This is a genomic window from Bradyrhizobium nanningense, assembly GCF_004114535.1.
Classification (GTDB): Bacteria; Pseudomonadota; Alphaproteobacteria; order Rhizobiales; family Xanthobacteraceae; genus Bradyrhizobium; species Bradyrhizobium nanningense.
The window spans coordinates 61448-82610 of record NZ_LBJC01000025.1 but is presented as its reverse complement, the minus strand read 5'-3'; the positions used below and the strand labels follow the sequence as shown (position 1 = coordinate 82610).

The window sequence follows — 21163 nt, the reverse complement described above, 5'->3', positions numbered from 1 at the left end:
GTCCCGCTGCACGAGGAGGATCAGGAGAAGCGCCTAAGCCGTCTCCATCAACTTACAAATGCGCCAGTTTCTGACGCGGGTGTCAGGGAGGCGGCCCCTCGCTCTCTCCTCGTCATTGCGAGCGCAGCAAAGCAATCCAGAGATGTTTCCGCGGAGAGATTCCTGGATTGCTTCGCTGCGCTCGTAATGACGACGTGGATGGAATTTCGCGTCCGTCGGGCAGCCCGGCGCGCGGAGACTTCCCATCACCCGGAATTCGCGCTATGCGCGAATTCTACCTCTCCCCGCAGAAGGGCGGGGAGAGGTTAAGAAGACTACGCCCGCTTGCCGCCGTTCTTCTCGGCAGCGCGGCGCATCGCCTCGGCGAGCGCCCCGCCGCCGCCGGACGATTCCTGCTTGCGCGGCGCTGACGATGTCATCCGCGCGCTGTTGCGCGTGTTGTCGCGCTGCATGCCGGGGGCGTCCTTCTTGGGCCCGACCTCGTCGTCGAGGCGCAGCGTCAGCGAGATCCGCTTGCGCGCGACCTCGAAGTCCAGCACCTTCACCTTGACGATGTCGCCGGGCTTCACCACCTCGCGCGGATCCTTGATGTAGGTCTTGGACATCGCCGAGATGTGTACGAGGCCGTCCTGGTGCACGCCGATGTCGACGAAGGCGCCGAACGCGGCAACATTGGTCACGGTGCCCTCGAGGATCATGCCCTTCTGGAGGTGCTTGATCTCCTCGACGCCCTCCTTGAACACCGCGGCCTTGAACGCCGGACGCGGGTCGCGACCGGGCTTTTCGAGCTCGCGCAGAATGTCGGTGACGGTCGGCAGACCGAAGGTCTCGTCGACGAAATCCTTCGGCTTCAAGGTGCGCACGATCTCGCTAGAGCCGATCAGCGCCTTGATGTCGCTCTTGGTGGCCGCGAGGATGCGGCGGACCACCGGATAGGCCTCGGGATGCACGCCGGAGGCATCGAGCGGATCCTCGCCGCCGAGAATGCGCAGGAAGCCAGCGCACTGCTCGAACGCCTTCGGGCCAAGCCGCGGCACGTCCTTCAGCGCCTTGCGCGACTTGAACGGGCCGTTGGCGTCGCGGTGCGCCACGATGCTCTGCGCAAGGCCGGAGCCGACGCCCGACACGCGGGCGAGCAGCGGTGCGGATGCGGTGTTGACGTCGACGCCGACGGCGTTCACGCAATCTTCGACCACGGCATCGAGCGACTTGGCGAGCTTGGCCTGGCCGAGGTCATGCTGGTACTGGCCGACGCCGATCGCCTTGGGCTCGATCTTGACGAGCTCGGCAAGCGGATCCTGCAGCCGGCGCGCGATCGAGACCGCGCCGCGCAGGGTGACGTCGAGGCCGGGCAATTCCTCCGAGGCGAAGGCGGAGGCCGAATAGACCGAGGCGCCGGCTTCCGACACCACGATCTTGGACATCTTCAGCTCGGCCAGGCCCTTGACGAGGTCGGCCGCGAGCTTGTCGGTCTCGCGCGAGGCGGTGCCGTTGCCGATCGCGATCAGTTCGACGCGGTGCTTCATCGCCAGCCGGCCGAGCGTCGCCAGCGACTCGTTCCACTGCCGCTGCGGCTCGTGCGGATAGATCACGGCGGTATCGACCACCTTGCCGGTCGCGTCGGTGACGGCGACCTTGACGCCGGTGCGGTAGCCAGGATCGAGCCCCATGGTGACCCGGGTGCCGGCGGGCGCGGCCAGCAAGAGGTCGCGCAGGTTGGAGGCGAACACCCGCACCGCCTCGGTCTCGGCCGCATTCCATAGCCGCATGCGCAGGTCGATGTTGAGATGCACCTGGATCTTGGTGCGCCAGGCCCAGCGCACGGTGTCGATCAGCCAACGGTCGCCGGCGCGCTTGAGGTCGGCGATGCCGAACCGCTTCATGATCTTCAATTCATAGGCGCCGGGCACGCCCGGGGGCGGCGCCTCCTCCGCCTGGATCTGCAGGTCGAGGATCTCTTCCTTCTCGCCGCGGAACATCGCGAGAATGCGGTGCGACGGCAGCTTGGTCAGCGGCTCCGAGAAATCGAAATAGTCGGCGAACTTTTCGCCTTCGGTCTTCTTACCCTGACGCACGGTGGAGGCCATCCGCGCATTGGTCCACATCTCCTCGCGCAATGCGCCGATCAAATCGGCGTCCTCGTCGAAACGCTCGACCAGGATGGCGCGGGCGCCGTCGAGCGCCGCGGCGACATCCGCAACGCCCTTCTCGGCATTGACGAAGCCTTCGGCCACGACTTTCGGATCGTTGGTGGGCTCCGCCATCAGCTGGTTGGCGAGCGGCTCGAGGCCGGCCTCCTTGGCAATCTCCGCCTTGGTGCGGCGCTTCGGCTTGAACGGCAGATAGATGTCTTCGAGGCGCGCCTTGCTGTCGGCGGCGAGAATGGAGGCTTCGAGGGCGGCATCGAGCTTGCCCTGCTCGCGGACCGATTCGAGGATGGCCTTGCGGCGGTCCTCGAGCTCACGCAGGTAGCCCAGGCGCTCCTCCAGGGTGCGCAATTGCGCGTCGTCGAGCGCACCGGTCGCTTCCTTGCGGTAGCGCGCGATGAAGGGAACCGTGGCGCCGCCGTCGAGCAGCGTCACCGCCGCCTCGACCTGCTCGGCCCGAACCCCAAGCTCCTGCGCAATTTTCTGGTTGATATTTGCCACGCGAGAATCCCTCTATCCAAGCCCGCCGTGCGGCAGCGAAGCACCGGCCACGGGACGCCGCTTATGGACCAACCGGGGTTGATTCATCAAGGTGCGGCGGGGGACCGTCGACAGAGGATTTTTTTATTGAACCGATGCGATCTCGCCACATTCGTGGGGGCGGCGGACGTTCTGGTGCGAAGGCTCTTTCCTCTTGTCCTTCTGGCGGATGTCAGGACGACGGTAGGGATTGACATACACGCCAGTTCAACGGCTGTTTGCACCGCCGGGCCACTGAACTCCACACGAGGACCATTCATGCGGACAACATCAGTCGGCGTCTTCAAGGTCGCTACCACCGGCCCCGGCGACGTCTCCGGCCTCATGAGCATGATCGGCTCCGGCGCGATCGATCCCAAATCGATCCTCGCCATCCTCGGCAAGACCGAGGGAAATGGCGGCGTCAACGATTTCACGAGGGAATATGCCGTTGCTGCACTGTGTGCTGCGCTGGCACCGCGGCTCGGTCTGTCCCCGGAGGAGGTCGAGCAACGCATCGCCTTCGTGATGTCCGGCGGCACCGAGGGCGTGCTCAGCCCGCACATCACGGTATTCACGCGGCGCGAGGTTGAGGGGCGGCCGGCGGGCATGAGCGGCAAGCGCCTGAGCATCGGCATAGCGCAGACACGCGACTTCCCGCCCGAGGAGCTCGGTCGCTCGCCACAGATCGCGCAGACCGCGAAAGCGGTAAAGGCCGCGATGGCGGATGCCGGCATCCCTGGTCCTGCCGACGTCCATTTCGTGCAGATCAAATGCCCGCTGCTCACCAGTGATCGCGTCGAAGCCGCCGGTGCGCGCGGCAACAAAACGGCGACGACAAGCGCCTACGCCTCGATGGCCTATTCCCGCGGTGCCTCCGCGCTCGGCGTCGCCGTCGCGCTCGGCGAGATCGCGCCTGACGTCCGCGACGAGGACGTGCTGCGGCGCGACGACCTGTTCTCGAAGGTCGCCTCCACATCGTCCGGCATCGAGCTGATGCACAACGTCGTCATCGTGCTCGGCAATTCGGCATCCTCAGTGAGCGCGTTCGAGATCGGGCATGCCGTGATGAGCGATGCCATCGACGCCGCCGCGGTGATCGCAGCGCTGGAAAGCGTCGGACTCGGTTTCGCGCCGCAAGCAAAGAAGGGCCGCGAACTCGTCAACATCTTCGCCAAGGCGGAGGCCTCGCCTGACGGCAGCGTGCGTGGCTTTCGCCATATCATGCTCGAAGATACCGACATCAGCGCGACACGCCATGCCCGCGCCGCGGTCGGCGGCCTGATCGCTGGCCTTGCCGGTACCGGGGCTGTCTACGTGTCCGGCGGCGCCGAGCACCAGGGCCCGCCGGGCGGCGGCCCGGTTGCGGCGATCGCGCGACTGTCGGATTGAGACGAGCGGCATTTCGGGGGTCTTCCGACCTGTCCGCCCCGCGCAACCCTGCCCCTCGCGCCGGCTCGGTTGATTCAGGCGGTCCCTTGCGAAAAAGGTGGGGCAGCACCTTAAGGGGATTTTGACGTCATGACTTTGCCGATGAGCTGGACGGAATGGGCGCAGCACGATGGCGTCGCGTTGGCGGGGCGCGTCCGCAAGGGCGAGCTGACGGCGAAGGAGCTGGCGCGGCAGGCTGCCGCGGGCGTCGCCAAGGTCAATCCGGCGCTGTCGGGCGTGGTCGAACTATTCGAGGACGTGATCGCCGACCCCGCCAAGGACGGCGCCAATCTCGCAGGTTCCTTCGCCGGCCTGCCGTTCCTGATGAAGGACCTCGGGCCGACCATGAAGGGCCGGCTGCAGGAAATGGGCTCGCTCTTGATGCGCGGCAATCGCGCCGGCGCCGACACCTTCCTGACCGGCAAATTCCGCCAGGCCGGGCTGAACCTGATCGGCCGCACCACGACCCCGGAATTCGGCGTGTGCAGTTCCGCCGATAATCCCGCCGTCTACGTCACCCGCAATCCCTGGAACACCGACTACACCACCTGCGGCTCGTCGGCGGGCAGCGCCGCGATGGTAGCAGCCGGCGTGGTGCCGATCGCACACGCGACCGACGGCGGCGGCTCGATCCGCATTCCCGCCGGCGTCAACGGCAACATCGGGCTGAAGGTTTCGCGCGGCGTCTTCTCGCTCGCGCCGCACATGTCCGACCTCACCGGCCTCGTCTCAATCCAGGGCTGTCAGTCGCGCAGCGTGCGCGACACCGCCGCCTTCGTCGATCATGCGAGGGGACCTGCGCCCGGCGAGTTCATGCCGTTCTGGACCACGGCGCAGCCCTATTCCGAGATGATCAAGCGCGATCCCGGCAAGCTGCGCATCGCGCTGTCCCATACCTGGGGCGACTACACGGCAACGCCCGAGATCGCCGCCGAGCTGGCGAAGGCCGGCCGCTTCCTCGAAGGCCTCGGCCATCACGTCGACTACGCCCTGCCCGAGATTGACCTGCCCGCCGCCTTCGCCGCGCAGACCACCTGCTACATCTCGAATTTCGCGGTGGTGATCTCCAACATGCTCGCCGCGCGCGGGTTGGAAAAGCCGCCGGAAGATCTGATCGAGCCGATGAACATCCGCATCTGGGAAGCCGGCCGGCACACCAGCTTCGCCGAGCGGGCGAAGATGCAGGGCGTGTTCAACACCACCTCGCGCGGCTTCGGTGCCTTCTTCGAGCAGTGGGACGTGATCCTGACGCCGATCACCGCGCTGCCGACGCCGAAGGTCGGCACCAGGGAATACCTCACCATCTCCGACAATCCCGATGTGCTCGACTGGTTCGGCAATCTCTGGCGCTTCTTCGCCTTCACGCCGCTCGCCAACCTCTGCGGCATGCCCGCGATCTCGATACCAATGGCCACGCAGGACCACGGCCTGCCGCTCGGCATCCAAGCGATCGCCAAGCAGGCCAATGACGGCCTGCTGCTGCAACTCGCCGCCCAGATCGAGCGCGCGCTCGACGGCAAGTGGAACGGCGGCAAGAAACCGAAGGTGCATGTGGGCTGAGGCGGGCCTGTCGATTTCGTAAGGCCCCACGCTTGCGGCCATCCTTCGAGACGCCCGCTTTGGCAGACTCCTCAGGATGAGGTCTGGTTTCGCGGCGAGATGTCAGACCCTCATGGTGAGGAGACCGCGAAGCGGTCGTCTCGAACCATGAAGACCGAACACCAGCTCCGAAACGCCGATCTCAGTTCTTCACCGCCGGTATCTCCTCCGCCACCGGCTGCTTCTGGCCTTGCTGGTACATAGCCAGCGCCTTGTCGAGCGCTTCGCGCAATGCCAGCGCCGCGGCGACGCTGCAACGCAAGTGCGCGGTCTGGACCACGTCGACCCTGACGGCGGCACCGACCGGCATCAAGAGGTTCGCGGCAAGCTCGATCTGGATCGCGCCGTTGTGATGGCCGAAGCAGGACGCGCCGTCGAAATAGATGATCGGCGCCCGCTCAGAGCTGGAGCTCGAAATGGTGACGGGCCCCTGATTGGCGGCGGGCGTTTCGGGGTCGGCCATGGGCGCTCCTTACAGTTCATCGACGAACGAAGCGCCCACCATCGGCGCTTCGGCCCGCTCTGTCGAGGCCAAACCGCCTGCCGTGCGGGGATCTATCCGGGGGTTTTGCGCGGCGCCCGACACTGGTCTAGAACGTCCCCATGAGCACCATATCGACCACGCTCCCGTTCGAGGAACTCGCCGAGGCGATCAAGGGCCGCCGCTCCGATTACGGCCATATCAGCGGGCTGCAGCTCGACCGCTTTGCGCCCGCCGAGGCCTGGTCGAGCCTGCCCTATCGCCCGGTCTTCGTCGGCGACACCGAGACCGGCGTGCTGCATGGCGGCGTCGTCACCGCTATGCTGGACGAGAGTTGCGGCATGGCGGTGCAGCTTGCGCTCGACGGCACGCGCGCGATCGCGACCCTCGATCTGCGCATCGACTACCAGAAGCCGGCAACGCCGGGGCTCGACATCAAGGCGCATTCGGTCTGCTACCGCACCACGCGCTCGATCGCCTTCGTGCGCGCCACCGCCTATCAGGAGTCCGAGGACGATCCGGTGGCGACCGCGACCGCCTGCTTCATGATCGGCGCCAACCGCACCAACATGCTCGCCGATCGCAGGATGGATGCGCTGGGCATAGCGGCGCTGGAGGCGCCGGAGGATCCCGATGGGCCGTTCGTGCGCAGCCCGTTCGCGCGCTGGCTCGGCATCCGCGTCAACGACGACGGCACGCTGACGATGCCGTTCTCGCCAAAAATCATCGGCAACCCGATCCTGCCCGCGATCCACGGCGGCATGACCGGCGCCTTTCTCGAGACCACGGCCGTCATGGGCGTCGCGCGCGAGCTCGGCACAGCCGCCCCGCCGAAGCCGATCGGCCTCACCGTTAACTATTTACGCTCCGGCCGCGCGCTCGATACGTTTGCCAACGTCTCGATCGTGAAGCAGGGCCGTCGCATCGTCGCCTTCGAGGCGCGCGCCTGGCAGGACGATGCGGAGAAGCCGATCGCCACCGCCTTCGGTCATTTCATGCTGCGCCCGACGCCGGGAAGTGACGAGGAATAAGCGCATTTTGACTTGACGGCCGCGGCTCCGGCCACAACGATAGCGCGTCCCCGCGAAAGGTATTGGATTGCGGCATCCGCTCGACATCGTCGCCATGTTCGCCGCACTCTGGCTGCTGGCCTCGATGATGCTCGACGCGGTGACGCCGAAGGAGCTGACCGCGGTCATGATTGCCGTTGCGATCGGCCCCGCGATCATCATCACCGCCGTGTTCTACTACCTTCGCTGCCCGCGAACGGATTTTGCCGTGATGTTCGCGGCACTCTGGTTGATCTCGGACATCGCGATCGCCTTCGTCTCCCCGAAGGAGCTGCCGCATTTCCTGATCGTGCTTGGCTTCGTGCCTGCCCTGCTGATCGGCAGCGTGCTGTACTGGCAGCGCTTCCAGCGCCGCCACGAGCAGCTGCCGGCGCCGTCGGCGAAGCGGAGTTAGCGCGATCGCTCACCTCTCCCGACGCGGAGAGGTGAACCGAGCCGCATCGTGGGCCCCAGCATCGCAGCGATATGAGGCACGACTGGCCATGAGAGTTCACGGCTAGATTATTGCCGGCTCAGCCTTTCGCAATCGCCCGATCATAGGCTTCGACCGTCGCCTTCGCGCGCACCGCGACATCGGCTGCTGTCATACCGGGCTTGTAAAGGCTGGAGCCGAGCCCGAACGCAGTCACGCCGCCTTTGATGTACTCCGCAAAATTCTGATCGGAGACCCCGCCGACGGCGGCGATCACCACGCCTGACGGCAGCACGGCGCGAATCGCGGCGATACCGGAGGCACCTAACACGCTCGCCGGAAAGAATTTCAGGCCCGATGCGCCGGAGCGCGCGGCAAGCAGCGCCTCGGTCGGCGAAAACACGCCGGGCAGCGTGACCATGGCGTATTGATGTGCACGCACGAGCACCTGCGCGTCTACATTCGGCGAGACCATCAGCCTGCCGCCGACGTCGTTGAGACGATCGACGTCCGCGGTGGTCAGCACCGTGCCCGCGCCGATCAGCACGCCTGGCGGCGCCTGCTTCACGGCCATTGCGATGGAGCGGAAAGGATCGGGCGAGTTCAGGGGGATCTCGATCGCGGTCATGCCGGCTTCGATCAGCACGCCGACGATGGCTTCGGTCTCCTCCGGCTTGACGCCGCGCAGAATCGCGACCAGCGGCCGCTTCATCGAGGGAAAGGGAACGCTCATCTCAAGAATCCTTCTACTTCGTCCAGATCGCGGCAGCCGCCATCGACAGGCCGCGGCGGACGGCTTCATCCGCATCGACCGGCCTGATCGTCACCGACAGCGCCTCGAAAGCCAGCCGATACAGCATCGCGAGCCGCCCCGAGGCAATCAACGCGACACCCGCTTGCGGCACGGCGCCGGACAGCCCGGCCGCCAGCTCGACGCCGATCAACGTGCCCGACAGCGTTTCGCGCGCCGCGGCCGGCGTGCCGCCGAACAACAGCTGGCGCGAGCGCGCACCGAACAACAGATTGGCGGCGAAGGCCGGCGCCGCGTACGCTGCCTTGACCGCCGCCTTGAAGCTCGCGACATCCTCGGCCTCGTCGGCGCCCGCGACCGCGAATGACAGGATGGTCTCGCGCGAGACCACGCTGAAGAGCTCGCCGGTCATGAAGGTGGAGAAACGTTCGACAATGCCGCTCCGGACGCGCACCCATTTCGAATGCGTGCCGGGCATGCAGACCAGCGCCTCGCCGGCGGCTTCAAAGCCGAGCGCGCCGAGCAGCTGCGTTTCCTCGCCGCGCATGACGTCCGGCGCGCTTGCGTCGCGCTGCGCGATGCCCGGCAGGATTCGAATGTCGCGCGCTTGCCCGGGGACGCGCACGGCCTGGTTCAGAATCGCGGAGAGCGGCGCCGGCGTATCGACATAGCCGGCCTCGACCCAGCCGGTCTTCGCGCCCGCCATGCCGCAGACGAGAACCGGCAGATGATCCGGCGCCTCGACCGCCGCAAGATGCGATTGCAGCACGGCGGGAAAGCCGGTCTTGGCGGCGGCGAGCATGCCTTCATCGCTGCGGCGTTCGGCCAGCACCTCGCCGGCACGATCGACCAGCCACAGGCGAAAACTGCTGGTGCCCCAGTCCACCGCGACATAAGCGGGTTCGGTCATTCGAAACTGCCCTCGTCTCACGGCCAAGTTCTTGTCTCACCACCAAGACGCCGTCTCGCGACAATGAGACGATCTCTTGCGGGCCCTCGTCGAGATACCGGCTATTGCGCGGGCAAACCAGCCTTTTCTCGCCAATTTGAGGCTCCATGGCGCTGGCACACCGCTTGCTGAACCCTCCCCACTCAACGCCGTCAACGCGCGACAAGACGCGTCAACATCAGATGAGGAAACCCATGGAGATCGGCTATTTCACGATGCCTTCGCATCCGCCGGAGTGCGGCCTGAAGGAAGGGAACGACTGGGACCTGCAGGTCATGCGCTGGCTCGACGAGCTCGGCTATCAGGAGGCCTGGGTCGGCGAGCACCACACCGCGCCCTGGGAACCCAATCCCACGCCGGACCTTCTGATCGCGCAGGCGCTGATGCAGACCAAGCGCTTGCGCATCGGGCCGGGCGGCTTCCTCTTGCCCTATCACCATCCGGCCGAGCTCGCCAACCGCGTCGCGATGCTCGACCATCTCTCCGAGGGCCGGCTCAATTTCGGCGTCGCCGCCTCGGGGCTGCCGAGCGACTGGGCGATGTTCAACGTCGACGGCATGAGCGGGCAGAACCGCGACATGACCCGCGAGGCGCTGGAAATCATCCTGAAACTGTGGAGCGATCCTGCACCCTTCACCTACAAAGGCAAGTTCTGGACGGTGACCAAGCCGGACACGATGTTCGACTTCCTCAAGCCCCACATCAAACCGTTGCAGGCACCGCATCCGCCGATCGGCGTTGCGGGCCTTTCCAAGAACTCGGACACGCTGAAGCTCGCGGGCGAGCGGGGCTTCATCCCGATGAGCCTCAACCTCAACCCGGCCTATGTCTCCAGCCATTGGGATTCCGTCGAGATTGGCGCCGCCAAGACCGGGCGCAAGCCGAGCCGGCAGGACTGGCGTCTGGTGCGCGAGGTGTTCGTCGCCGACACCGACGAGGAGGCCTGGAGGCTCTCGACCGGCGACATGATGGGCCGGATGATGAGCGAGTACTTCCTGCCGCTGCTCGGCCATTTCGGCTTCAAGGACTATCTGAAGCACGCGCCCGACGTGCCCGACAGTGACGTCACCGTCGAATATTGCGCCAAGCGGAACTGGATCGTCGGCTCGCCCGCGACCGTCGCCGAGAAGATCGAGAAGATCTACGACGAGGTCGGCGGCTTCGGCGTACTGCTGGTGTTCGGCTTCGACTACAAGCACAAGGCCGAGGCCTGGCATCACTCGCTCTCGCTCTTGAAGAACGAGGTGATGCCGCGTCTTGCGCATCTCGGCTCCGCGAAGAAGGCGGCTTGACGCTCAGTGGGTGCGGCGCGATCGTGCCGCACCCGCTTTTTTTCGGAGGTCATCGCGTGAGCGTGGACGCAAAGGATTTCAAGCAGGCGATGCGCCAATGCGCCGGGGCCGTCGCGCTGGTCACCGTGGGCGCCGAGCACGGCAAGCGCACGGGATTGACGGTGACCTCGGCCTGCTCGCTCTCCGACAATCCTCCATCGCTGATCGTCTGCGTCAACCGCAACGCCAGCGCCCATGCGCGAATCCGCGAGGAAGGTGCGTTTGCGATCAACTTCCTGCACGAGGATCACGCGCTGCTCGCGCTCACCTTCAGCGGCCAGAAGGGGATCAACGGCGACGACCGTTTCGCCTTCGGGCAGTGGACGCGTGGTGTGACCGGCGCACCGGTCTTGACGGACGCGGTCGCCGCGTTCGACTGCGTGCTGGCGCAGGAGTTCGAGACGACAACGCATTCGATCTTCGTCGGCGAGGTCCGCAGCGCCTCGCATTCGGATGCGGCGAGGCCGCTCGTCTATCTGCGCAGCAGTTTTCATACGCCACATGAGATGCGCGAGACGGTGACGGTCGGCGACCTCGATTCACGCCGTTTGAGCTGGACGGATTTTTCGTAAACTCCCTCTTCTCCCTCTCCCCATTCTTACGGGGAAAGGGTTGGGGTGAGGGGCTGCTTCCGCAAGGACGGTGACAGTTGGACTCGCGGAGAGTCCCCCTCACCCGCCGCGCTCAGGCGCGCAAGTGCGCTGCCGCGCGCGGGGAGAGGCGAAGCCCAGGCTCGCTCCTCGACGCTACTGCGCCGTCTCGATCTTCATCGCCTTGATCTTGCGATACAACGTCGCGCGGCTCAGCTTCAGCGCCCGTGCTGCTTCCGTGACACGGCCGCCGTGCTTGCGCAGCGCCTCGGCGATCGTGGCGCGCTCGGCTGCTTCGAGATCCGGCTCAACCCGTCCACCGAACGGCGGCAGATCGAGGTCCGCATCGGTGATGACGCCGTTCTCCGCGGTGCAGCCGGCAAGCCGCAGCACGTGGCGGAGCTGGCGCATGTTGCCGGGGAACGGATAGGCCGCAAGCTGCGACCAGGCCTCGCTCGAGAGCCTGCAGCTCGGCGCTTCCTCGCGCGCGATTTGGCGGATGATATCGTCACGGTCGGCGCGGTCGCGCAAGGCCGGCAGCCGCACCTCCATGCCGCGCAGACGGAAATAGAGATCGGCGCGGAAGGCACCCTGCTCCGCCATGGGGCCGAGATCGCGGTGGGTGGCGCTGATCAGGCGGATGTCGACGGCCACCGGCTTGAGCGCGCCGAGCGGCCAGACCTCGCGGTTTTCCAGAACGCGCAGCAGGCGCGTCTGCAGCGCGATCGGCATGTCGCCGATCTCGTCGAGGAACAGCGTGCCGCCATGGGCCTGCACGATCAGACCCTTGGAGCCGTCGCGGCGCGCGCCGGTGAAAGCGCCGGCCTCGTAGCCGAACAGTTCGGCGTCGATCAGGCTCTCGGGCATCGCCGCGCAATTCAGCGCGACATAATTGTTGCGCGCCCGGTTGCTGGCGGCGTGAATGGCGCGCGCGAACAAATCCTTGCCGACGCCGGTCTCGCCGTGCAGTAGCACCGGCAGATCGTGATCAATGACGGCGCCGAGCCGCTTCACGCTTTTGACCATGCCGGGATCGCCGCCGGCGAGCCGATGCAGCGCATCGAAACGATCAACAGGCGGATCGCGGCGCTTGGTGAGCGGCCGCGCGCGCTGCGGCGGCGCGATCTGGCTCCGCCCCAACGGACTGCCGTCGGCGCGGCGCAGCTGGACGATGTCCTCCGCACCACGCGCAGCGTGGTGATCGAACTTGATGTAGCGCGACAAGTCGATGCCGGAAGCGATCAGGCCGTCGGTGAGGCCCAGCAGTGCGCGCGCCGAGCGGCAGGCGCCGACGACGCGTCGATCCTCGTCATAGGCGAGCAGGCCGCTGCCGCCATCGCCCGGCACGGTGGCGATCCAGGCGTTACGGAAATGGTCGCGGAAGATCGCGCCCTCAATGCGGCGCGCCGCCTGCATCGTGACCGCGAGCGCAAGCTGGTGCGCGGCGCGGCTGAGGTCGTCACGACAAGAGGTGATGTTGACGGCGCCTGCGATGCGGCCCAGGGGGTCGAACAGCGGCGCCACCGCACAGGAGAAGATGCCCCATTGCTCGCGAAAATGCTCGTCGCGGTGCACCAGGATCGGCTTTTGTTCCGCAAGGCAGGTGCCTAGCCCATTGGTTCCTTCATGGGCCTCCGAGAAATTCGAGCCGGTATAGACCTTCCAGCGCAGGAAGATCTCGGTGTCGGCTGCGCCCGGCAAGCGGCTGAACAGCATGATCGCGTTGGCATCAGCGAGATTGACGCAATAGCCGGCGTCCCGCAGCACGCGGGCGAGATCCTCGAGCTCGGCCGTTGCGAGTCGGATCGTCTCTTCCATCGGTTCGGCGACATGCCGGACCTCGGCTTCGGTCAACGTCTGCGGCGGTCCCCGGCGGGCGGGATCGAGCTTGTGGCTGATCAGGGAGCGCCGCCAGGAATTGGCGATGCGCGAAGAGGCATCGACGTCGGCCACATGGTTGGCGACGGACAAGACACGGGCGACATGGTTCGAGGCCGAAAGGCTGGCCATCGCAGACGTCTCCACCCTGTATTATTGTGCAAAGTCTGGCACCACAGGCGGGGATGTCAATCGGGAACCGGGAACGGGGAGTAGCGCGCCTCTCTCGGTTGTCATCCGGGGCGGCTCGGAAGAGCCGAACCCGGAATCTCGAGATTCCGGGTTGGATGCTCCGCATCGCCCCGGAATGACGGGCTCATCTGTTGCTGCACTGCCCTCACCACGTATCGATACACGGCCGCTTCTTCGCCGTCCGGGCCGGCGGCTTTGGCACCGAACGGAGGCCGGCCATAATCCAACGCCGCGTCTTGGCGGGGTCGATGACGTTGTCGATCTCGAACACCGAGGCGATCGAGACCGCCTTGCCGTTGGCATAGAGCTCGGCGACCTTGTTGCGGTAATAGGTCTCGCGCTCCTCGGGGTCGGCGATCGCCTCCATCTCCTTGCGGAAGCCGAGGCGGACATAGCCCTCTAACCCCATGCCGCCGAACTCGCCGGTCGGCCAGGCCGCGGTGAAGAACGAGGCGTGAAAGCCGCCGCCGATCATCGACTGCGCGCCGAGACCATAGCCCTTGCGCAGCACGATGCCGAACAGCGGCACGGTGAGGCTCGCGCCGGTCACGAACATGCGCGAGACGTGGCGGACGATCGCGGTCTTCTCCGCTTCCGGGCCGACCATGAAGCCGGGTGTGTCGCATAGCGAGACGATCGGAAGATCGAAGGCGTCGCAAAGCTGGAGAAAGCGCGCGGCCTTGTCGCCGGCATCGGCATCGATCGCGCCGCCAAGATGGCGCGGATTGTTGGCGATCAGGCCGAACGGTCTGCCCTCGATCCGGATCAGCGCGGTGATCATGCCGACGCCGTAGTCGCGGCGCAGCTCCAGCACGCTGTCCTCGTCGGCGACGAGGTCGATCACGCTGCGGATGTCGTAGACCCGTAAGCGGTTCTCGGGGATGGCGCGGCGCAAGAGGCGCTGGTCGGCAGCTTCCCAAGCCGTCACCGCGCCCTGGAAATAGGACAGGTACTTTTGCGCGACCCTTGTCGCCTCCTCCTCGTCCTCGACCAGGATGTCGATGACGCCGTTCGGCGACTGGAACGAGACAGGGCCGACCTCGGCCGGATGATAGACGCCGAGGCCGCCGCCCTCGATCATGGCCGGACCGCCCATGCCGATCGAGGCGTTCTTGGTGGCGATGATGACATCGCAGCAGCCGAGCATCGCGGCGTTGCCGGCGAAGCAATAGCCGGAGACGACGCCGACGACGGGGACGAGGCCGGACAGCCTTGCGAACTGCACGAAGGACGGGCCGTCGAGCCCGGTCATGCCGAGCCGGTCGGTATCGCCAGGTCGGCCACCGCCGCCTTCGGCGTAGAACACCAGCGGCACGCGCCAGTCCTCGGCCAGCGTCAGCATGCGGTCGATCTTCTTGTGGTTCATGTGACCCTGCGTGCCCGCGAGCACGGTGTAGTCGTAGGCCACGACGATGCAGCGCGCGCCCTCGGGTCCGAACTTCTCGCCATTCACCGTGGCGACGCCCATGACGAGGCCGTCGGCCGGTGTGTTCCTGATGAGATCGTCGAGCTTGCGGCGGCGCCGCTGCGCCGCGATCGCAAGGCTGCCATATTCCATGAACGAGCCTTGGTCGACGAGCTGGGCGACGTTCTCGCGCGCGGTGCGCTGGTTGGTGTTGCGGCGGCGCTCGACCGAGGCGGGGCGGCTCGCATCAAGCGTGTTGGCCTGGCGCGCGATCAGCTCGGCAAGATCGGGACGGATGTGGTCGAGATCGATGTCGGCTTCCGCGGCCGTGTGATCAGCCGCGACGTCGAGCGGCTCGAGATACATGATCGCTTCGCCATGCAGCAGCGTGACGCCGTCGCCGGCAAGGACCTTCATGACCCGGCCGCCCTGCTCGGCCATGACCAAATGTTCCATCTTCATGGACTCGATCACGGCAAGCTGCTGGCCCGGACGCACGATCTCGCCTTCTCTGACCTGGATGGTGACAATGGTGCCTTGCAGGGGGGCCGCGACCATCACCGTACCTTCAGGCACGACTTGCGCGACATGCGATTCAGTGCCGTGCGTTCCGCTTCGTTCCGCCGCGGCAAAGTAAAGCGGCTTGGCTGCACCATCGGCGGCTTCGACAAGCTTTGCGATATTGCGGTCGATGAAGTCGGTCGCGATGCGGTTGGTCCTGAAATCCGGGTGCGCCAGCACGGCCTGGAGGAAGGCGATGTTGGTGACGACGCCATCGATCCGGAATTCGCGCAAGGCGCGCGAAGCCTTGGCGACGACGTCGTGCCAGGCTTCGCCCGGCGTGTGCACGATGACCTTGGCGAGCAGCGAGTCGAAGGCCGCGCTGGTCTTGTAGCCGGCGTAGCCAAAGCTATCGACGCGCACGCCGGGGCCTGACGGTGGCTCGAACACGGCGAGCACGCCGCCGGTCGGATGTGTCGCGCCAGTCTCGTCCAAGGTTTCCATGTTGACGCGGAGCTGCATGGCATAGCCGCGCGGCTTCGGGATCGCGCCTTGCGCAAGACCGAGCGAGGCGAGTGTCGCGCCCGCAGCAACGGCGAGCTGGGCGCGGACGAGATCGAGCCCGAGCACCTCTTCGGTGACGGTGTGCTCGACCTGGAGCCGCGGATTGGCCTCGATGAAGGCAAAGCTGTCCTCAGCGGTGCCATCGACCAGGAACTCGAAGGTGCCGAGATTGTCGTAAGACGCCGCCGTCGCAAGCTGCCTCGCAGCATCGATGATGCGGCCGCGCAAGGGATCGCTCAGCGACGGGCTGGGCGCGACCTCGACCAGCTTCTGGTGCCGGCGCTGGATAGTGCATTCGCGCTCCCAGAGATGAGAGATTGCGCCATGCCTGTCGCCGATGATCTGCACCTCGATATGGCGCGCCTGCCGGATCAGCCGCTCGGCGTAGACGCCGTCGAAGCCGAAGGCCGCCTTGGCCTCGGACTGGCAGCGCGCATGGGCTTCCGCGAGATCGGAGGCATTCTCGACCACGCGCATTCCGCGCCCGCCGCCGCCGGCCATCGCCTTGATCACGATGGCCGCATTGCTGCCGAGCGAGGTGAAGAACGCCGTGACCTCCTCGAGGCTGGAAGGCCCGCTGGTGCCCGCGATGATGGGGACGCCGTAGCGTTTTGCCAGCTGCCGGGCCGCAACCTTGTCACCGAACGGTTCGAGCGCCTCCGGCTTTGGGCCGACGAAGGTGAGACCTGCATTGGCGCAGGCTCTTGCAAACGCCGCGTTCTCGCTGAGGAAGCCATAGCCGGGATGCACGGCGTCGCAGCCGGCGCCTTTCGCCGCCTTCACCACCGCGTCGATGTCGAGATAGGCCCGAGCGCCGCGGCCAGGAATTTCGATGGCGTCATCGGCAACACGCACGTGCAGCGACAGCGCATCGTCGGCGGGATGGACCGCAACGGTCGCGATGCCGGCATCGGCCGCAGCACGCGCGATGCGGATGGCGATCTCGCCGCGATTGGCGATCAGGAGTTTCTTGAACGACATCGTCTCTCTCACTCAGACCGCAGCAGAACGATTGGGATCGAGGTCCTGCTTCTTCACCTTGCCCGTCGCCGTCAGCGGCAGGGCATCGATCATACGCACTTCCGGGACCTTGTAGACGGCCATGCGCTCGGCGCACCAGGCGCGCAGATCCTCCGCGGTAACAGTGCCGACCGCCTCCGGCTTGAGCTGGATATAGGCCACCGGCACCTGGCCCTTGTCAGGATCGTCGCGCCCGACCACGCCGGAGCCCAGCACCTTCGGATGCTGTCCGAGCAGCGCCTCGATCTCCGGTGGAAACACGCTCATGCCCTTGACCTTCAGCATCTCCTTGCGGCGGCCGAGGAAATGCAGGAAGCCGTCCTTGTCGATGGTGCCGATATCGCCGGTGCGCAGCCAGCCGTCGACGAGCGACTCCGCGGTCGCCTCCGGCTTGTTCCAATAGCTCTTGAGCAGCGATGGCGTGCGCACGCGGATCTCGCCTTCGGCGCCGAGCGGCAGCAGCGCGCCGGTCTCGAAATCGGTGATCTTGAATTCGGCGCCGGGCACCGGCAGGCCGACGAAGATCGGCTGGTTGTTGAGATCGAAATCGTCGTCCTGGAAGCCTGATGTGAAGGTGTTGGAGGTGTGGGTCTCCGTCATGCCCCAGGCCGCCTCCATCAGGATCGTGCCGGTGAGATCCTTCCAGCGCTTGCGATAATCGGCGTTGAGCTTCTTGACGAAGGAGACGACGCGGACCTGCTTCAACGACGACAGGTCGAACTCGCGCCAGCGCGGATGGTCCATCAGCTCGACCGCGCCGTCGACCGGCATCGCGGTGATCGTGACCTTGTATTTGTCGATCGCCGCCATCGCGCCGACGGCATCCCAGCGCGCCAGCAGAACCAGCGTCGCGCCGGAGAACAGCGGAAAAATCAGGCCAAAGTTCTCGCCCGCGATCCAGAACTCGGGAAAGAACGACAGGAACACGCTGCTCTCGTCCGAGAGCACCGAGATGCCGTAGTTGGCGGCGGCGGTGTAGACCATGTCGCGATGAGTATGGACGCAACCCTTGGGCATGCCGGTGGTGCCGCCGGTGTAGTTGAGCGCGGCGACGTCGTCGAGCCCGGGCGGCGGCAGCGGCATAGGTGTCGGCAGTGCCGCGAGCGCGGGCAACAGATCGGTCGCGCCCGGGACCGCAATGCGTGGCGTGCGGATCGAGTCCGGTGCGGGAAAGGCAGGCATTGCCGGAACGACATCGGCAAAGCTGGTGACGATGATTTCGCGCAGGCGCACCTCGCTGCGGACCTGTTCGACGACCGGCATGAGCTGGTCGAGCGCGACGATGACCTCGGCCTGGGTGTCGTTGAGCTCATAGGACAGCTCGAACGCGCGCGACAGCGGGCTGACCGGAACGTGGATCGCACCGAGCTTCAGGATGCCGAAGAACACGATATGGAATTGCGGACAGTTCGGCAGGAACACCGCGACGCGGTCGTCCTTGCCCACGCCCTTGGCCGCCAGCAGCGCCGCGAAGCGGTCGCTCTGCCGGTCGAGATCCGCGTAGGTGGTGATGTGGCCATAGAAGATCACCGCGGCACGCTCGGGACTGCGCTTCGCCCAGGCGCGCAGATATTCCGTCAAGGGAACTTCGCCGTGCAGATAGTTCGGAGATCGCGGCATGCCCTTCGGCCAGGCCTTGTCCCACAGGCCGCGCAAGGTGGCGAGGTAATCCTTCTCGTCGAGGCCCGCGTTCATGACGTCCTTCCCGTGTTGCTTTTCTTCTCGCGAAAGCACGCGCGTGCCGTCGATCGACATCGTTACACGTCGAGCACGGCAGAGGTCATGTCAAGGAAAACAGTTTTCCGCATCACGGCCGATGCCGCGACGCGGAAAAATCAGACGTCACGCGGCGCTTCTTCGTTACGCGGCGCGCACGCCCGCGACGAAGGTGCTGACCTCGTTTTCGAGGGATTGCAGCTTCTGCGTCAGCCGGCCGCTCGATTGCAGCACGAGCCCGGCGGCCTGGCCGGTCGCCGCGGTGGCATCGGTCACGCCGGAGATATTTTGCGAGACCTGGTCGGTGCCGGAGGCCGCCTCCTGCACGCTGTGGGCGATCGCCTGCGTGGCCGCGCCCTGCTCCTCGACGGCGGCGGCGATCGACGAGGAGATCTCGTTGACCTCCATGATGGTGGCGCGGATGCTCTCGATGTTGCCGACGACCTGATTGGTCTCGGCCTGGATCGCGGTGATCTGCGCGCCGATCTCGTCGGTCGCCTTCGCGGTCTGGCTCGCCAGCGACTTCACTTCGCTCGCGACCACCGCAAAACCCTTGCCGGCTTCGCCGGCCCGCGCCGCCTCGATGGTGGCGTTGAGCGCGAGCAGATTGGTCTGCGAGGCGATCTGGTTGATGAGGTCGATGACCTCGCCGATCTTGTGCGCGGCCGCAGCCAGCCCCTGCACGGTGTCGTTGGTGCGCTGACCGTCGGCGGCCGCCTTGTCGGCTACCGTTGCGGCCTGTGCGACGCGCTGGCTGATCTCCGAGATCGACGACGACAATTGGCTGGCCGCGGAAGCCACCGTCTGGACGTTGGTCGAAGCCTGCTGGCAGGCGGATGCGACGAAGCTCGCGCGGTCGCTCGCCTTGTTCGCGGTCTCCGACATGCCCTGCGCGGCCTGCTGCATCGCACGCGCTTCGTTGAAAACATCGCGGACGACTGCCTGGACGCTCGCCTCGAACTTGCCGGCGAGGTCGGTCATCGCCTTGCGCTTCTCGTCATCGGCTTTGCGCTTCATCTCTTCCTGTTCGGTATGCATCTGGCGAACGGCCGACGCATTGTCCTTGAACACGGCGAGTGCCTTGGCCAGCCCGCCGACCTCGTCTCTGCGATCGGTGTAGGGCACCTCGAAGGCGCTGTCGCCGGCGGCGAGGCGATCGGTCAGCGCGGTGATCCGGGCCAGCGGGCGGGTGACGCTGCGGCCGATCAGGAAGGAGGCGCCGAGCACGAGGACCAGCACGGCCAGACAGACGTAGCCGAACGTCATCGCGGCCTGGCGGAAGACGGCGTCGACGTCGTCGAGATAGATGCCGGTGCCGATGATCCAGCCCCAGGGCGCAAAGCCCTTCACATAGGAGATTTTCCCGACCGGCTGGTCGAAGCCGGGCTTCGGCCAGAGGTAGCCATAGAAGCCCGCACCCTGCTTCTTGACGACGTCAACGAAGCCCATGAACAGCGCGTTGCCGGCGGGGTCCTTCATGCCGGACAAATCCTTGCCGTCGAGCTCGGGCTTGATCGGATGCATGACCATCTTGGGGGTCATGTCGTTGATCCAGAAATACTCCACCTTGTCGTAGCGCAGGCTCTTGATCTCGGCCATGGCAGCCGCCTGAGCCTGTTCGCGCGGGAGTTTTCCCTCGCTCTCGAGCTTCTGATAATGGGCGAGGATGCCGTAGCCGACGTCGACCATCTGTTGCGTCTTGGCCTGGCGATCGGCGACCATCTGGGTGCGCAGGGTCGACAGCGCAATCGGTGCCAGCGCGATCATGCCAAGCAGGCTGATGCCGACAATGAGGACCAGCTTGAAACTGATGCGGGAGAAAATCATCGGAGCTCGCAAAATTGGCAGTTCAGATATGCCAAGTTATCCCGGCTCCCCTTAGCAAAGCTTTAATCATTCCGGTTCCGCCAGGCGGCCGCCGAAGGCGGCGCACCGTTTTCGTATTCCAACGACATGACCCCGCATCCGAATGTAAACCTCTTCAAATCTAGAACACCTCGATATCGCCCTTCCGCGCGTTGACTTGGACGGGGCTCTGGCCGAACGATCGATGCAGACAATCAGCGCCCGCTGTGGCGTGAAATCGGCCAAGGGCCAGAGGCTCCATGCATCCATCGACATCACGAGGGTCTCTCGACCTTCCGGCGCTCAGCGCGGCGGAACGGCTCTTCATCTGGGGATTCCGGGCCAAGGCACGCAGCGGAGGTGCTGTTCCGACCGCAGCCGATATCCAGGAGGTGTACGACCATTTTCGCGTGGGCGATGCCGTGGCCTCGCTGGAATCCATCATCGAGATCTTCGCCTGCACGGCCCATACGGCCATCGAGGTGCACTGCCCGACTTGTCCGCGCGTGTCTGACAGCGAGCAGGAAATTCTGCACGCCATCGCCGCGGCACAGCAGGATCGCATCGACATCGTACGCGAACGGTTCGAGAGCTGGCTGCCGCCGGTCGGCGCCGATTGGGCGCTCGCGCCCGTGCGGGGCCTGGCGACGATCTTCCGCATGGCAGGTCTCATCCTGCCCGACCGGCAGGTGCGGTCCTTCGACCATGGACGGACCATGGCGATGAAGAGCTGGCTGGTCGGAAGCCCGACCTTGCACTGAC

15 protein-coding genes are annotated in these 21163 nt (G+C 65.9%); 7 read left to right on the top strand and 8 right to left on the bottom strand.

The features are described 5' to 3' along the window. Positions 1-314 precede the first annotated feature (314 nt). A complete protein-coding gene (locus tag XH84_RS21190) occupies positions 315-2648 on the bottom strand; it encodes a Tex family protein (RefSeq protein WP_128919991.1) in 2334 nt (777 codons plus the stop codon). A 297-nt stretch (positions 2649-2945) separates the two neighbouring features. Between XH84_RS21190 and atzD the strand changes: the two genes are divergently transcribed. Beyond that, a complete protein-coding gene (gene atzD, locus XH84_RS21185) occupies positions 2946-4058 on the top strand; it encodes a cyanuric acid amidohydrolase (protein ID WP_128919992.1) in 1113 nt (370 codons plus the stop codon). Positions 4059-4187: 129 nt separating this feature from the next. After that, positions 4188-5657, top strand: coding sequence for an amidase (locus XH84_RS21180; RefSeq protein WP_164936321.1), 1470 nt, complete (start codon positions 4188-4190; stop codon positions 5655-5657). Positions 5658-5838: 181 nt separating this feature from the next. Here XH84_RS21180 and XH84_RS39905 read toward each other — a convergent pair whose 3' ends face one another. Further along, positions 5839-6159: a hypothetical protein gene (locus tag XH84_RS39905; protein ID WP_164936322.1), complete on the bottom strand. Its 321-nt coding sequence runs from the start codon at positions 6157-6159 to the stop codon at positions 5839-5841. Positions 6160-6299: 140 nt separating this feature from the next. On the opposite strand from XH84_RS39905, the gene XH84_RS21170 reads away from it, so the two are divergent. Then, positions 6300-7208: a PaaI family thioesterase gene (locus tag XH84_RS21170; protein WP_128919993.1), complete on the top strand. Its 909-nt coding sequence runs from the start codon at positions 6300-6302 to the stop codon at positions 7206-7208. A 67-nt stretch (positions 7209-7275) separates the two neighbouring features. Continuing rightward, on the top strand, positions 7276-7641 hold the full coding sequence (locus XH84_RS21165) for a hypothetical protein (RefSeq protein ID WP_164936323.1): 366 nt from the start codon (positions 7276-7278) through the stop codon (positions 7639-7641). A gap of 118 nt (positions 7642-7759) precedes the next feature. On the opposite strand, the gene XH84_RS21160 is transcribed toward XH84_RS21165, so the two are convergent. After that, positions 7760-8392 (bottom strand): 2-dehydro-3-deoxy-6-phosphogalactonate aldolase, encoded by a 633-nt coding sequence (locus XH84_RS21160; protein ID WP_128919994.1) that lies wholly within the window; start codon positions 8390-8392, stop codon positions 7760-7762. Between the two features lie 13 nt (positions 8393-8405). Further along, on the bottom strand, positions 8406-9320 hold the full coding sequence (locus XH84_RS21155; RefSeq protein ID WP_128919995.1) for a 2-dehydro-3-deoxygalactonokinase: 915 nt from the start codon (positions 9318-9320) through the stop codon (positions 8406-8408). A 233-nt stretch (positions 9321-9553) separates the two neighbouring features. On the opposite strand from XH84_RS21155, the gene XH84_RS21150 reads away from it, so the two are divergent. Together XH84_RS21150 and XH84_RS21145 are read left to right on the top strand one after the other, a co-directional pair. Next, positions 9554-10651 (top strand): LLM class flavin-dependent oxidoreductase, encoded by a 1098-nt coding sequence (locus XH84_RS21150; RefSeq protein ID WP_128920064.1) that lies wholly within the window; start codon positions 9554-9556, stop codon positions 10649-10651. A 56-nt stretch (positions 10652-10707) separates the two neighbouring features. Further along, positions 10708-11262, top strand: coding sequence for a flavin reductase family protein (locus XH84_RS21145; protein WP_128919996.1), 555 nt, complete (start codon positions 10708-10710; stop codon positions 11260-11262). 174 nt (positions 11263-11436) lie between these two features. Here XH84_RS21145 and XH84_RS21140 read toward each other — a convergent pair whose 3' ends face one another. The 4 genes from XH84_RS21140 to XH84_RS21125 all read right to left on the bottom strand — a co-directional run bounded on the left by XH84_RS21140 (position 11437) and on the right by XH84_RS21125 (position 20383). After that, complete coding sequence (locus XH84_RS21140) at positions 11437-13290, bottom strand: sigma-54-dependent Fis family transcriptional regulator (RefSeq protein ID WP_164936324.1); 1854 nt, start codon at positions 13288-13290, stop codon at positions 11437-11439. Between the two features lie 205 nt (positions 13291-13495). Further along, the gene (locus tag XH84_RS21135; RefSeq protein ID WP_164936325.1) at positions 13496-16801 is read right to left on the bottom strand and encodes an acetyl-CoA carboxylase family protein; all 3306 of its coding nucleotides are present in this window, start codon (positions 16799-16801) and stop codon (positions 13496-13498) included. 12 nt (positions 16802-16813) lie between these two features. Continuing rightward, a complete protein-coding gene (locus XH84_RS21130; RefSeq protein WP_128919999.1) occupies positions 16814-18535 on the bottom strand; it encodes an AMP-binding protein in 1722 nt (573 codons plus the stop codon). A gap of 165 nt (positions 18536-18700) precedes the next feature. Next, positions 18701-20383, bottom strand: a complete 1683-nt coding sequence (locus tag XH84_RS21125) for a methyl-accepting chemotaxis protein (protein WP_128920000.1) — start codon at positions 20381-20383, stop codon at positions 18701-18703. 278 nt (positions 20384-20661) lie between these two features. Here XH84_RS21125 and XH84_RS21120 point away from each other — a divergent pair, with 278 nt between their 5' ends. Then, complete coding sequence (locus XH84_RS21120) at positions 20662-21162, top strand: hypothetical protein (RefSeq protein ID WP_128920001.1); 501 nt, start codon at positions 20662-20664, stop codon at positions 21160-21162. The last annotated feature ends 1 nt before the right edge of the window (position 21163 follow it).

Excerpts from the sequence above, each read along its gene's own strand:
- atzD (WP_128919992.1), top strand. The coding sequence starts at position 2,946 with ATGCGGACAACATCAGTCGGCGTCTTCAAGGTCGCTACCACCGGCCCC.
- XH84_RS21180 (WP_164936321.1), top strand. The coding sequence starts at position 4,188 with ATGACTTTGCCGATGAGCTGGACGGAATGGGCGCAGCACGATGGCGTC.
- XH84_RS39905 (WP_164936322.1), bottom strand. The coding sequence starts at position 6,159 with ATGGCCGACCCCGAAACGCCCGCCGCCAATCAGGGGCCCGTCACCATT.
- XH84_RS21170 (WP_128919993.1), top strand. The coding sequence starts at position 6,300 with ATGAGCACCATATCGACCACGCTCCCGTTCGAGGAACTCGCCGAGGCG.
- XH84_RS21160 (WP_128919994.1), bottom strand. The coding sequence starts at position 8,392 with ATGAGCGTTCCCTTTCCCTCGATGAAGCGGCCGCTGGTCGCGATTCTG.
- XH84_RS21155 (WP_128919995.1), bottom strand. The coding sequence starts at position 9,320 with ATGACCGAACCCGCTTATGTCGCGGTGGACTGGGGCACCAGCAGTTTT.
- XH84_RS21150 (WP_128920064.1), top strand. The coding sequence starts at position 9,554 with ATGGAGATCGGCTATTTCACGATGCCTTCGCATCCGCCGGAGTGCGGC.
- XH84_RS21140 (WP_164936324.1), bottom strand. The coding sequence starts at position 13,290 with ATGGCCAGCCTTTCGGCCTCGAACCATGTCGCCCGTGTCTTGTCCGTC.
- XH84_RS21135 (WP_164936325.1), bottom strand. The coding sequence starts at position 16,801 with ATGTCGTTCAAGAAACTCCTGATCGCCAATCGCGGCGAGATCGCCATC.
- XH84_RS21130 (WP_128919999.1), bottom strand. The coding sequence starts at position 18,535 with ATGAACGCGGGCCTCGACGAGAAGGATTACCTCGCCACCTTGCGCGGC.
- XH84_RS21125 (WP_128920000.1), bottom strand. The coding sequence starts at position 20,383 with ATGATTTTCTCCCGCATCAGTTTCAAGCTGGTCCTCATTGTCGGCATC.
- XH84_RS21120 (WP_128920001.1), top strand. The coding sequence starts at position 20,662 with ATGCATCCATCGACATCACGAGGGTCTCTCGACCTTCCGGCGCTCAGC.